This is a genomic window from uncultured Rhodococcus sp. (genome assembly GCF_963525155.1).
GTDB lineage: Bacteria > Actinomycetota > Actinomycetes > Mycobacteriales > Mycobacteriaceae > Rhodococcus_F > Rhodococcus_F qingshengii.
On sequence record NZ_CAURKP010000036.1, the window covers coordinates 1 to 12266 of the forward strand.

General features: G+C 62.2%; 12 protein-coding genes. 7 read left to right on the forward strand and 5 right to left on the reverse strand.

Annotated elements, in window-relative coordinates; all coding sequences use genetic code 11:
* Positions 1-18: 18 nt before the first annotated feature.
* Positions 19-1041, reverse strand: coding sequence for a LacI family DNA-binding transcriptional regulator (locus tag RWT78_RS10550; RefSeq protein WP_314675562.1), 1023 nt, complete (start codon positions 1039-1041; stop codon positions 19-21).
* Between the two features lie 75 nt (positions 1042-1116).
* Between RWT78_RS10550 and RWT78_RS10555 the strand changes: the two genes are divergently transcribed.
* Genes RWT78_RS10555 through RWT78_RS10570 form a run of 4 tightly spaced genes read left to right on the forward strand, consistent with a single transcriptional unit; the run spans position 1117 to position 4812 of the window.
* On the forward strand, positions 1117-1908 hold the full coding sequence (locus tag RWT78_RS10555) for an SDR family oxidoreductase (RefSeq protein WP_047890271.1): 792 nt from the start codon (positions 1117-1119) through the stop codon (positions 1906-1908).
* Positions 1908-2948 carry a Gfo/Idh/MocA family oxidoreductase gene (locus RWT78_RS10560; protein WP_314675547.1) on the forward strand — a complete coding sequence of 347 codons (1041 nt, stop codon included), beginning with the start codon at positions 1908-1910 and terminating at the stop codon, positions 2946-2948. The genes RWT78_RS10555 and RWT78_RS10560 overlap by 1 nt, the downstream gene beginning before the upstream one ends.
* On the forward strand, positions 2945-3811 hold the full coding sequence (locus tag RWT78_RS10565; RefSeq protein WP_007727332.1) for a TIM barrel protein: 867 nt from the start codon (positions 2945-2947) through the stop codon (positions 3809-3811). Before RWT78_RS10560 ends, RWT78_RS10565 begins: the two co-directional genes overlap by 4 nt.
* Positions 3808-4812, forward strand: a complete 1005-nt coding sequence (locus tag RWT78_RS10570; RefSeq protein WP_314675548.1) for a Gfo/Idh/MocA family oxidoreductase — start codon at positions 3808-3810, stop codon at positions 4810-4812. Before RWT78_RS10565 ends, RWT78_RS10570 begins: the two co-directional genes overlap by 4 nt.
* 58 nt (positions 4813-4870) lie before the next feature.
* On the opposite strand, the gene RWT78_RS10575 is transcribed toward RWT78_RS10570, so the two are convergent.
* The 4 genes from RWT78_RS10575 to RWT78_RS10590 all read right to left on the reverse strand — a co-directional run bounded on the left by RWT78_RS10575 (position 4871) and on the right by RWT78_RS10590 (position 8972).
* Complete coding sequence (locus RWT78_RS10575) at positions 4871-5683, reverse strand: ATP-binding cassette domain-containing protein (RefSeq protein WP_007727336.1); 813 nt, start codon at positions 5681-5683, stop codon at positions 4871-4873.
* A gap of 3 nt (positions 5684-5686) precedes the next feature.
* Positions 5687-6745 carry an ABC transporter permease gene (locus RWT78_RS10580; protein WP_003940759.1) on the reverse strand — a complete coding sequence of 353 codons (1059 nt, stop codon included), beginning with the start codon at positions 6743-6745 and terminating at the stop codon, positions 5687-5689.
* 63 nt (positions 6746-6808) lie between these two features.
* Entirely contained in the window at positions 6809-7810 is a 1002-nt protein-coding gene (locus RWT78_RS10585) for a substrate-binding domain-containing protein (protein ID WP_007727338.1), read from the reverse strand.
* Between the two features lie 160 nt (positions 7811-7970).
* Positions 7971-8972, reverse strand: coding sequence for a LacI family DNA-binding transcriptional regulator (locus RWT78_RS10590; protein WP_007727340.1), 1002 nt, complete (start codon positions 8970-8972; stop codon positions 7971-7973).
* 115 nt (positions 8973-9087) lie between these two features.
* Here RWT78_RS10590 and RWT78_RS10595 point away from each other — a divergent pair, with 115 nt between their 5' ends.
* From RWT78_RS10595 to RWT78_RS10605, 3 genes are all read left to right on the forward strand, one after another.
* Positions 9088-10113 carry a Gfo/Idh/MocA family oxidoreductase gene (locus RWT78_RS10595; protein ID WP_007727343.1) on the forward strand — a complete coding sequence of 342 codons (1026 nt, stop codon included), beginning with the start codon at positions 9088-9090 and terminating at the stop codon, positions 10111-10113.
* Entirely contained in the window at positions 10110-10886 is a 777-nt protein-coding gene (locus RWT78_RS10600) for a TIM barrel protein (protein ID WP_314675549.1), read from the forward strand. Before RWT78_RS10595 ends, RWT78_RS10600 begins: the two co-directional genes overlap by 4 nt.
* Before the next feature lie 173 nt (positions 10887-11059).
* Positions 11060-12244 (forward strand): phytanoyl-CoA dioxygenase family protein, encoded by a 1185-nt coding sequence (locus RWT78_RS10605; RefSeq protein ID WP_314675550.1) that lies wholly within the window; start codon positions 11060-11062, stop codon positions 12242-12244.
* Positions 12245-12266: the final 22 nt, after the last annotated feature.

Consider the following 12266-nt stretch of genomic DNA (forward strand, 5'->3'; position numbering starts at 1 on the left):
CTCCTTAGCCGCGCACAGCTATGTCGGGGGCATGTTGAGCGGTGTCACGACTTGAACCGGTGACGTCGTAAAGCCGAAGTGAGCGCCCATGGCGCCGTGTTCCTTCATGACCACCTGACAGGCAGTGCGAACATCCGCACGCAGATCGTGGTGGAGCACCGCCGATATTCGCCTCTCCCCCAGCAACTTTCGATTGTCACCGTCGAGATCGTGGGCGATGAAGACACTGCACTCCCGGTTCAGTTCTTCGAACGCGTCGACAGTGGCCAGGTTGCCACCACCGATCGAATACACGGCACGGATCTGCGGATCGGATTCGAGTGCCGCTCGCACCAGTTTCCTACTCGTCTGATCCAGACCGTCACTGTTCGGAATGTCGATCAACCGTCGATGCGGAGCCGCGACTCGCATGGCGGAGCGAAATCCCATCTCCCGTTCTTCCTCTCCGCGGAAGAACCCGCTGCTCATGCTGACCAGCACGTTGCCTTCCCGATCCCCCAGCCACTGATCTATCAAGTACGCGGCGGTGGCTCCGGCGGCTCGGTTGTCGATGCCGATATAGGCGGCTCGCCTGCTGCCGGCAACGTCGGTCACCAACGTGACGACCGGAATCCTTGCCGCCACCAACCGGTCGATCGCCGCCACGACTTCCGGAGTGTCGGGAGCCTTGACGATGACTCCGTGGGATCCGCGTCGGCGAATCTTGTCGAGCGTCGACGTCATCGCTTCGACCGAACCGGTTTCACGAAAGTGGAACCGAGAACGAACAACAGCAGGCGCAAGGGTCGGCAGTTCGGCCTCGAGCGCGTCACGGACGGCGTCGGAAAACCTTGCGGGGGTTTGCAACACGACGTCGACGATGAACGTACGCCCGACCAGTTTCAGTTGCGAGCGTTGACGTTCCAGGTCCGTGATCGCCTGGCGAACCTCCGATCGTGTGCCCTCACGAACTCCAGGACGGTCGTTGAGCACCCGGTCGACGGTGGCCTCACTCAGGCCCGACTGCTGAGCGATCTCCCGTACTTTGAATCGATGCGCCACAACTACCTCACGATGATGGATATTTGATGGTTTTTCGCTGTTGCTCGAGGTCTTCGTCACAGCCAGACTAAACCCATGACTTCTCCGCCGGGCGTAACCAGGCCCGCACTCCTAGCCGACACCGTCGTACTGGTCAGTGGCGGCTCGCAAGGCGTCGGCGCCGGCGTCGTTCGCGCCGCAGTCCGTGAGGGCGCTCAGGTGGCTTTCACCGGCAGACGCCCGGACGTCGGAAAAGCTCTCGAGGCAGAACTTCCGGGAACCCACTTCATCGAAGCCGATGTGGCGCAGACCGATTCCGCGCTCGCCAGCGTGGCCGAGACGATCTCACATTTCGGCCGCGTGGATGCCCTCGTCAATTCTGCCGGACTCACCTCGCGCGGCACTCTGCTCGACACCACCGAGGAACTCTTCGACCAGCACATCGCGGTGAACCTTCGCGGTCCGTTCTTCACGATGCAGGCAGCGGTCAAGGACATGCGCGAACGTGCGGTCCCCGGGTCCATCGTCAACATCATCTCCACGTCCGAACTCGGCGGGCAACCGTATCTCGCGCCGTACGTGGCAGCGAAGGCCGGGCTGGCGGGGCTGACCCGCAACGCCGCCCATGCGCATCGCTGGGATCGTATCCGGATCAACGGTCTCGACATCGGGTGGACACAGACCGAGGGAGAAGACCTCACGCAGAGAGCTTTTCACGACGCTGGTGACGATTGGCAGGAACGTGCAGGCAGCACCCTCCCCATGGGCAAGCTCGGACAGGTCGACGAAATCGCCGACTTCGTCGTCTTCCTGCTCTCCGATCGCAGCGGAGTCGTGACAGGTTCGATCATCGACTGGGACCAGAACGTCTTCGGAGGGCTGGACTGATGGGCGCTCGTATCGGAGTCATCGGCCTCGGACGAATCGGCAGCTACCACGCCCGAAACCTGCTGACGACGGACGGCGTCGACGCACTGGTTGTCACCGACGTCGACGCACGTCGAACCTCGGACGTGGCAAGCGAACTCGACGTGGAGTCCGCTGCCGATCCCGACGCGCTTTTAGCGTCAGGCATCGACGGTGTTCTGATCGCCGCGCCGTCGAGTTCACATGCCGAATTGATCGAAGCCGCTGTTCGCCTAGACATCCCGACGTTCTGCGAAAAGCCGGTAGCCGACTCCATCGAATCCTCCGTTCGTGTACTCGCGACTGCCGAGCAGACGTCGGTACCAGTCCAGATCGGATTTCAGCGCCGATTCGACCCGTCATTTGTGGCGGCGTACGACGCGGTTCGATCTGGAGAACTCGGTTGGATCCACACTCTCCGATCGACCACCCTCGATCCCGCTCCCCCGCCGATCTCGTACATCGAACACTCAGGCGGCATCTTCCGCGACTGCTCGATCCACGACTTCGACATCGTACGGTGGATCAGCGGCCGCGAAGTCACCACTGTTTTTGCCACCGGCTCGAATCAGGGTGATCGCGGGATCGCCGATGCCGGTGACGTCGACACCGCCGCAACGGTTCTCACTTTCGAAGGCGGAACCATCGCGGTCGTGTCGAATACCCGCTACAACGGCCGCGGCTACGACTGCCGACTCGAGGTACTCGGCTCGGCGGACTCCGTCGTTGCCGGGCTGGACGACCGCTTGCCACTCCGCTCCCTCGACCCCGAAACATCGTTCCCCTCGAAGGAGCCGTACACGTTCTTCATGGACCGCTTCACGTCCGCCTACCGTGTGGAACTCGAAGCATTCCTCGGCGTTGTCGCCGGGCGTCGGGAATCACCGTGCACGCCCGCAGATGCGGTCGAGTCGGCCTGGATCTCCGAAGCTGCAACGCACTCTCTGCGCGAGGGTCGGCCCGTCACGATCACCGAAGTCAAAGATCTGTTCCTTCACGACAAGAATGAGGCACACACATGAGCACTCCTCGCATCGCCGGCGCACCGATCTCCTGGGGCGTGTGCGAAGTCCCGGGCTGGGGCTACCAGCTCGACCCTGCGCAAGTCCTCCGGGAAATGCGCGAAGTCGGTCTGGCGGCAACGGAAATCGGACCGGAGGGCTTTCTGCCGACTGCACCCGCCGAAATGGCCAAGGTGCTCGCGGATCACGATCTGAGCGCAGTCGGCGGGTTCGCACCGGTACTGCTGCATGATCGCGATCATGATCCGGTTCCCGGCATCTCCCCCATCCTCGATGGTTTCGTCGCCTCGGGTGCCGAAGTTTTGGTCCTGGCCGCCGCGACGGGTTCCGACGGCTACGATTCACGCCCGGAACTGGACGAGCAGAGTTGGAAAACCCTGCTGCACAATCTCGATCGCCTCACCGACGCCGCGGCCGAGCGCGGAATCAGGGCAGTTGTCCACCCTCACGTCGGAACGATGATCGAGCAGCGCGACGAGGTCCTGCGAGTGCTCGACGGCTCGGCCATCCCCCTGTGCCTGGACACCGGCCACCTGTTGATCGGCGGCACCGATCCGGTCGACCTGGCGCGTCAAGCTCCCGAGCGCATCACCCACGTGCATCTCAAGGACGTCGACGATGCCCTCGCATCACGCGTTCGCAGAGGTGAGCTCACCTACACCGACGGCGTGAAGGCGGGAATGTACCGTCCACTCGGTGGCGGCGACGTCGACATCGCCGGTGTCACAGCCATATTGCAGCGCCACGGTTTCGACGGGTGGTACGTGCTCGAGCAGGACACCATTCTGGCCGAAGCGCCGTCGGACGAGGGACCGGTGCGCGATGTGCGAGCGAGCGTCGAGTATCTGCGGTCGGTTCTGTGACACCTCCTACCCCGCTGCGGATAGGCATTCTGGGAGCCTCACGCATCGCCGAGAACGCGATGATCAAACCTGCAACGGCCACCGGGCACCGCCTGGTGGCCGTTGCCGCACGCGACCCCGAGCGGGCCAGAGCCTATGCGGCCCAGCATGGGATCGAACGGGTGGTCGGTTCGTACGCCGAGCTGATCTCGGATCCGGAGGTGGATGTCGTCTACAACGCGCTGCCCAACAGCCTGCACGGACCGTGGAATCTCGCCGCCGTTCAGGCCGGCAAGCACGTGCTGACGGAGAAGCCGTTTTCGAGCAACGCGGTGGAAGCGCGTGCTGTAGCCGAGGCAGCACGCGTGAGCGGCGTGACGCTGCTCGAGGGGTTCCACTACCTCTTTCATCCGGTGAACCGGCGCCTGCTGGATCTGGTTCGGAGCGGCGCCGTCGGCGCGGTCACTCGGGTGGAAACCGTACTGCGGATGCCCACACCATCCGAGAACGACCCGCGGTGGGAGCTCGCCTTGGCAGGCGGGTCACTGATGGACCTGGGCTGCTACGGGTTACATGCTTCCCGGACGCTGAGTGACGTCTGTGGTGGTGCGCCAGTGGTGACCGAGACCCGCCACGAGGAATATGCTCCGAGGGTTGATTCGTGGTTCGACATCGAACTCGAATACCCCAGCGGCGCCACGGCATCCGTGGTGACCACGATGTTGGACGAGCGGTATCACTTCACCTTCCGAGTATTCGGCACTGAAGGAGACGTCCTGGTACACAACTTCCTGCAGCCGGACATCGACGACCGTGTCTCCGTCACGGCCGGTGGGCGCACGAGCGTCGAGCATCTGGGCACGAAGTCGTCGTACACCTATCAACTCGAAGCGTTCGCCGATCATCTGTCCGGGGTCTCGGCGCTGCCGATCGGGCCGGGCGACGCGGTAGCCAACATGACGATGATCGACGAGGCGTACATGCATTCCGGCCTCGAGGTTCGGCCGACGACCATCCTCTGACGAAACGACTACAGCCTCGGTTCGATTCGAACCGAGGCTGTAGTCGCGAGGTTTTGATCTAGCGGCGAAGCTCGTGGGTCAGCGTCTCGAGCTCGTCACCGCCCGCCATCTCCTTGGTCAGTTCTTCGAGTGAGATGTCGTCGTACTTGGCGTCGAGCTTCTGCCTGCCTCGGTTGAGGAGCACGAAGTGATCGCCGACCATGTACGCGTGGTGCGGATTGTGCGTGATGAAGATGACGCCGAATCCCTGTTCCTTGGCAGCGGTGATGTAGCGCAACACCATTCCCGACTGCTTGACGCCGAGCGCTGCTGTCGGCTCGTCGAGAATCAGCACGCGCGCGCCGAAGAAGATGGCGCGGGCGATGGCAACACACTGACGCTGACCGCCCGAGAGACTACCGATCGGTGCGTCGACGTCAGGTAGTTCGATGCCCATCTTCGACAGTTCCGAAAGAGTCGTCGCGCGCATGGCGTTGGCGTCGAGCGACTTGATCAGACCGCCCTTGCGCAGTTCCTGCCCGAGGAAGAAGTTGCGCCACACCGGCATCAACGCAACGACGGCGAGGTCCTGATAGACCGTCGCGATGCCTTTGCCGAGAGCTTCTTTCGGCGAGTGGAACGTTGTCGGTTCACCGTCGACGAGTAGTTCACCTTCGCTCTGCTGGTGCAGACCGGCGATGATTTTGATCAGCGTGGACTTGCCTGCGCCGTTGTCACCGAGCACGCCTGTTACTTCACCCGCACCGACGCGCAGGTTGATTCCCTTGAGCGCGATGATGTTTCCGTATTGCTTACCGACGTCCTTGAGCTCGATCAGTGGCACGTTGCCGCCCGAGTTCGAGAGAGCGGGAACTTCAGCTGTGGTACTCATGTGTCACCTTTTCGCAGCGTAGTTGCGGAATGCGTTGTTGGCGATGACCGCGAAGAGCAGCATGGCGCCGAGGAAGAACTTGAACCAGTCCGGGTTCCAGCCTGCGTAGACGATGCCCTGGTTGGTCATACCGAAGATGAATGCACCGATCGCAGCGCCGATCGCGGTTCCGTAACCACCGGTGAGCAGGCAACCGCCGATGACTGCGGCGATGATGTACAGGAACTCGTTACCGACACCCTGACCGGACTGAACGGTGTTGAACGAGAACAGCAGATGCATGCCCACGAACCAGGCAGCAAAGCCGACGGTCATGAACAAGCCGATCTTGACTGCGGTCACCGGCACACCGATCGCGCGGGCACTGTCCTGATTGCCGCCGACCGCGAAGATCCAGTTGCCGATCTTGGTCTTGAACAAAACAAATGTTGCAATCGCGGTGAACAGCAGCCACCACACGACCGTGATCTTGACGGACACCCCGAAGACCGAGAACGACGACGCGAATACCTTTTTGGCGGAATCGAATCCAGCCATGTCGGAGACGCTGGGTGTGGCCACCTGACCACTCACGAGCTTGGTGACGGCCAGGTTGATACCGGTCAACATCAGGAAAGAACTCAAGGTGATGAGAAAGCTGGGAATCTTCGTCTTCATGACGAGGTAGCCGTTGAAGAATCCGACGGCGAGCGAGACGACCAGCGCCAGAATCGCGCCCACCCACAGGTTGAGGTGCAGGTTGTAGGCGATCATCGACGCGGCGAGCGAGGACGTGGTGACTGCGACGCCGGCGGAGAGGTCGAACTCGCCGCCGATCATGAGCAGGGCGACCGCGCAAGCCATGATGCCGATCGTGGAGCTGGAGTAGAGCACTGTCGCAAGCGCTTCCGGCGTACGGAACGGTGCCGCGACGATACAGAAGAAGATGAAGATGGCGATGGCGCCGACAAGTGAACCCATCTCCGGGCGGAGCAGCAGACGCTGAATGCGCTTTTGCTCCTTCACCCGTTCATCGGTCACGACTTTATGGGCGGCAAGGTCGAGATCTGCCTGAGTGGACATGATTTCCCTTCCGTGCTGGACAGGCGCACGGAGGGCGGACTCTCAGCCCTCCGTGCGCCCGGATCAGCGAGTTCCGTTCTTGGCGTACTCGGCGACCGAGTCGATGTTGGTGTTGTCGATGAACGCGGGTCCGGTCAGGGTGGGCAAGCCACCACCGATCACGTTGCCGTTGTTGAGGTAAAGCCACAGCGAATCGATGGCGAGGTAGCCCTGCAGGAAGGGTTGCTGGTCCACTGCCCACTGCACGTCACCGGATTTGATGGCGTCGACGAGCGCCGCGTTGGTGTCGAAGGTGACGACCTTCGCCTTGCTGCCCGCATTGCCGACCGACGTCACGGACGTCAATGCGAACGGCGCACCGAGCGCGAGAACTCGATCGATTGCCGGGTCCTGTTGAAGTTTCGCGGTGATGGTCGACTCCACCGACGGCATGTCCTTGCCGTTGACGTTGAGAATCTCCGTCGTTCCCTTGAACGACTTCTTCACACCGGCGCACCGTGATTCGAGGCTCACGTTGCCCTGCTCCTGAATCACGCACAGCACCTTGGTCGCACCTTCGGTGTTGAGTCGCTCGCCGGCAGCTTCACCGGCAATCGACTCGTCCTGACCGAAGTACTCCTTGACGCCCATGTCCTTCCAGGTTTCGAGGCCCGAGTTGAGGGCGACCACCGGAATGCCCGCGGCGGTGGCACTTTGGACCGCGGCAACCATGGCGTCGGGCTTCGCGAGGGTGACGGCGATCCCGTCGACCTTGCTGTCGATCGCACTCTGAACCAAGTTGGCCTGATTCGGCGCCTCGGGATCGGCGGAGTACCGAAGTTCGATGTTGTCCTTGGCCGCTGCGGTTTCGGCGCCCTTGCGCACCAGATCCCAGAACGTGTCACCGGGAACTTCGTGGGTGATCATCGCAATGGTGGCGCGGGGCGTGTCCGCCGTACCCGCGCCCATTCCGGATCCGGAAGAATCCGGCTTACCGCCGGTGCTGGAACAGGCGGCCAGACCCAAGACCACGACTGAGGCTCCGGCCAGTACGGCAACGCTCTTGCGTCCCGTGAGAAACGACATGTGAACTCCCTCTCGACATCAACCAACGGCCCGCGAACGGATGGTGCTCGGTTGTATGTGAAAGATGTAATACCCGTCACAGTCGAATGTCAATAGTTTGTTCTGACATTAGGACTGCTTATCAAAGACCGGACAAACGAGTTTAGGTCGAAAAACCAGGTCAACGCCCTACGAGTCCGGTTGAACCTCGAACTACAAGTTGTGGTTGCGCGACTATGTCCCTGCCCAAGAGTCCACTTCCGCCGTCGAGGCGTTCGGAGATTCGCTCCACCGCGGCGCCACCCAGAAACGCCGTGTCCTGCCCGACACTGGTCAGATCGATGTGCGCCAAACCTGCCAATGCACTGTTGTCGAATCCGATCACGGAGACGTCGCCGGGCACCGAGACTCCCGCACGCAAGAAGACGTCCAGGACTCCTAGCGCGCAACGATCATTGAAAGCGAAGACCGCACCGGGAATCCCTTGTTCGACCATCGACCGCGCGGCGTCCGCGCCGAACTCCTCCGTGAGGCCGCCGGGAAGTATCCGCGATTCCAGTCCGGCCGCCCGCATGGCCTTCCGGTAGCCCTGACGCCTCTCCTGGGCGCCCGGACCGCGTCCGCCGTCGACATGGACAATCGAGCGGTGCCCGAGTCCGACGAGATGATTCACGGCCATCACGGCGCCCGCCTCGTCGTCCGTGCGGACAACGTCCACATGTGCTGAGGGCATCTTCCGGGCGAGCACGACGACGGGAACCTTGGCCGCCAGGTCGACGATCTCCGATTCCGGCGCCTGCGAACCCAACAGCAAGATCGCCTCGCATCGGTCGTCGAGCAGGGTGCGCACGGCGCGCGAGCCAGGCCTGCGGTCCGAGACGGCGCTGAGAACGACGTCGTAGCGCAAGCGTTCGGCTGCGTCGTAGATCTCGTCGAGCAACTCCGCGTGAAAGGTTTGCGCGGCAACATAACTGACACCGATCAGGCGGCTGCGATGCTGGCGCAGCAGTCGCGCCGCGTTGTCGGGTCGATAGCCGAGTTCGTCCGCGGCCGCCTTGACCCGTACCCGCGTCGCATCGCTGGCACCCGGGACATCACGAATGACGATGGACACCAGTGCGCGTGACACACCGGCCAGGTCTGCTACGTCTTGCAAGGTGGGGCGTCGACTGTTCACCTCCACAGACTAGATCGTTCCAGCGAATACACGCCGAAACGTTGACGCACGAGGCAACCAGCGCTTTACTGACACGACTAGAACGATCTAGTTCCTCATCCTCACTCCGAACGGAGCCCCCATGTCTGCCTCTGTTGCAGTCGGTCTGATCGGCGCTGGATGGATCGGCCGTTTCCACGGCGAGTCCGTCGCGCTGCGTATCCCCGGCACCCGTCTCGTCGCCGTCGCCGATCCTGCGCCCGGCGCTGCGGCGTCGTTGATCGAACGTGTCAGTCCCGACGCCCGCGCGTACACCGACGCCCTTGAGCTGATTGCCGATCCGACCGTCGAAGCGGTGCTCATCAGTACGCCCGCATCAACTCACACCGATCTCGTGGTAGCAGCAGCGGAGGCCGGCAAGCATGTCTTCTGCGAAAAGCCGATGGCTTTGACACTCGAGGACGCCGATCGCGCAATCGGCGCATGCGCCGCGAACAATGTTGCGCTGCAGGTCGGTTTCAACCGGCGCTTCGCCGCCGACTTCGCCGCGGCACACGACGTGATCACCTCCGGTGGGATCGGGACACCGCAGCTACTTCGCTCTCTGACTCGCGATCCGGGAATCACCGCCGACGTCGCCTCTCGAGTCAAGCCGTGGACGATCTTCAACGAGACACTGATTCACGACTTCGACGCCCTGCTCTGGCTCAACCCGGGGGCACGCGTCGTCGAGGTGTTCGCGCAGGCCGATGCTCTCGTCCATCCGCAGTACAAGGAGCAGGGGTACCTCGATACGTCGATGGTTCAGTTGCGCTTCGACAACGGCGCCTTCGCGTCGGCCGAGGCCAACTTCCAGGCCACCTACGGTTACGACGTTCGCGGCGAGGTTTTCGGTTCCGGTGGAATGGTGAGTGCAGGCGAGGTCACGCGGACCGCGATGCGTCATTACAGCTCACCGGGCGTTCGGGCCGACACACCTCGGGTGAACATCGAACTGTTTCACGACGCCTATGTTGCCCAGCTGGCGCACTTCGCAGACTGCATCCGCTCCGGCAGCGCGCCGTCGGTCGACGGTCTCGATGCGCGCAACGCCCTGGAAATCGCACTGGCTGCAAAAGAATCCGTGGAAACCGGACTGCCCGTATCGCTGCTGTCGGTGCCGCAGTGAGCCCCTTCGATTTGGCGGTCTCTGCCGAGATGACGTTCACCGAACTCCCTGTCGTCGAACGCATTCGGCGGATCTCGGAGGCGGGGTTCGCAGCCGAGATCTGGAGTTGGCAAGACAAGGACCTCGATGCTCTGGTCGCCACCGGGGCTCGGTTCTCCTCGATGACCGGCTATCTTCACGGCGATTTGTTCGACGAAGCGGGCAGCGCCGAACTCGTACGTACAGCGGCGCTATGCCTCACGCCGGCAGCGAAACTCGGCGTTCCTCGGCTGAACTTCCATACCGGCGAGCTGATCGACGGACAGGCCGCGCGCCCGCAGTATCGAACTACGGAAGCGATGTGGCTGACGGCCCAACGCGCTCTCGAGAAGATCGCGCGACTGGGTGAAGACGCCGGAGTCGTCTTCTGCCTCGAGAATCTCAATACGATCGTCGATCACCCTGGCGTACCGATGGCCAGAGCCAAAGACACTCTGGCACTGGTGGAATCCGTCTCACACCCCAACCTCAAGATGATGCTCGACCTCTACCACGCACAGATCGGCGAAGGAAACCTCATCGAACTCGTGCGGCGTTGTGGTGACAACATCGGGGAGATTCAGGTGGCCGACGTACCCGGCCGATGCGAACCCGGAACCGGCGAGATCAACTACCCAGCCATCGCACGCGTTCTCGCCGAGCAGGGTTACACCGGCACGATCGGATTGGAGGGCTGGGCATCCGGAAACAGTGACACCGCACTCACTGCCTTCCGGAAAGCCTTCACACTCTAGGCCTCCCCCGGGAACGTGATCCCGTCGTAGCGCGCAGATCTTCCGTCACCGGTCGAGTCCACGGGGAGCGCTTCCTGAGGTCTTTTTGATGGATTTCAGGGGTAGTTTCGATGGCTTTTCCTTGGCAGTCTTTGAGTCACAGCACATCGTGAACTCCGCAGGAAGGCCCCCGAATGACTCCAGCACTGACCGACCACACCGTGCCGTTCGCGGGTAGGTTGCACCGAGAAGATTGCAACATCGAAGACTTCGCCGCTCTGGTCGCACACGAGACAGACCCCGCCGATTACCCGTACGCCCATTCGGTGGCCGACGGCGTTCTTCTCTACCGCTCGGATGCTCTGGTCGACAAATTGTCGAATCCTGAAATCCGGGCGGAGATTCAGGACGAGATCGCCCGCGCGTTACTCACCGGTCCAGGCATCACGGTCTTCCAAGGCGCGTTCGACGCGGAGGTATTGGATCGCGCCAGTGCGGTCTTCCGTGAACTCATTGCGCGCCAACACGAATCCGGCGCGACGTCCGGGGATCACTTCGCCAAACCCGGAGCCAATGACCGGATCTGGGGAGCACAACTGAAGTTGGCGCTCGAAGATCCCAAGGCTTACGTCGACTACTACGCAAACAGCATTGTCGCTTTAGCTTCGGAAGCCTGGCTCGGCCCCATGTATCAGGTGACGTCGGACGTCAACGTCGTCAATCCCGGTGGCGCCGCACAGAATCCACATCGCGACTACCACCTCGGTTTCATGTCGAGCGACGTCGCTGCGAAGTTCCGAGCGCACGTTCATCGCTTGACCCCCGCCCTCACCTTGCAAGGTGCAGTCGCCCATGTGGACATGCCGGTCGAGACGGGCCCGACGAAATATCTGCCGTACTCCCAACAATTCGAATCCGGATACCTCGCGTTCGAGCGTCCCGAGTTCAAGGAGTTCTTCGAGGCCAATTACGTCCAATTACCTTTGGAGAAGGGAGATGCCGTCTTCTTCAACCCTGCACTGTTCCACGCCGCCGGCCACAACAAATCCGCCGACGTCCTGCGCATGGCAAATCTTCTTCAGGTGTCGTCAGCCTTCGGTCGCGCCCTCGGAACCATTGACCGGGACGCGCTCGTCAACGCGATCTATCCGGCACTGCTCGCTCTCAGCGAAGCAGGTTCCGACGAGGCAGTTCGGTGTGCCGTCGCCGCCTCGGCCGAGGGCTACGCCTTCCCGACCAATCTGGACCGAGACCAACCGATCGACGGCCTCACGCCTCAGACGCAGGCCGAACTTGTGACGGAGGCAGTTCGTGAGCGGATTTCACCTGATCGACTGGCCGATCTACTGAAGGCACAGTCCGAGAGACGAATGGCCTGAGGGACGGCACCGCTGACGAGAC

Bases quoted from the DNA above. Each gene is read 5' to 3' on its own strand.
- RWT78_RS10560 (WP_314675547.1), top strand. From the start codon at position 1,908: ATGGGCGCTCGTATCGGAGTCATCGGCCTCGGACGAATCGGCAGCTAC.
- RWT78_RS10555 (WP_047890271.1), top strand. From the start codon at position 1,117: ATGACTTCTCCGCCGGGCGTAACCAGGCCCGCACTCCTAGCCGACACC.
- RWT78_RS10595 (WP_007727343.1), top strand. From the start codon at position 9,088: ATGTCTGCCTCTGTTGCAGTCGGTCTGATCGGCGCTGGATGGATCGGC.
- RWT78_RS10580 (WP_003940759.1), bottom strand. From the start codon at position 6,745: ATGTCCACTCAGGCAGATCTCGACCTTGCCGCCCATAAAGTCGTGACC.
- RWT78_RS10575 (WP_007727336.1), bottom strand. From the start codon at position 5,683: ATGAGTACCACAGCTGAAGTTCCCGCTCTCTCGAACTCGGGCGGCAAC.
- RWT78_RS10605 (WP_314675550.1), top strand. From the start codon at position 11,060: ATGACTCCAGCACTGACCGACCACACCGTGCCGTTCGCGGGTAGGTTG.
- RWT78_RS10585 (WP_007727338.1), bottom strand. From the start codon at position 7,810: ATGTCGTTTCTCACGGGACGCAAGAGCGTTGCCGTACTGGCCGGAGCC.
- RWT78_RS10565 (WP_007727332.1), top strand. From the start codon at position 2,945: ATGAGCACTCCTCGCATCGCCGGCGCACCGATCTCCTGGGGCGTGTGC.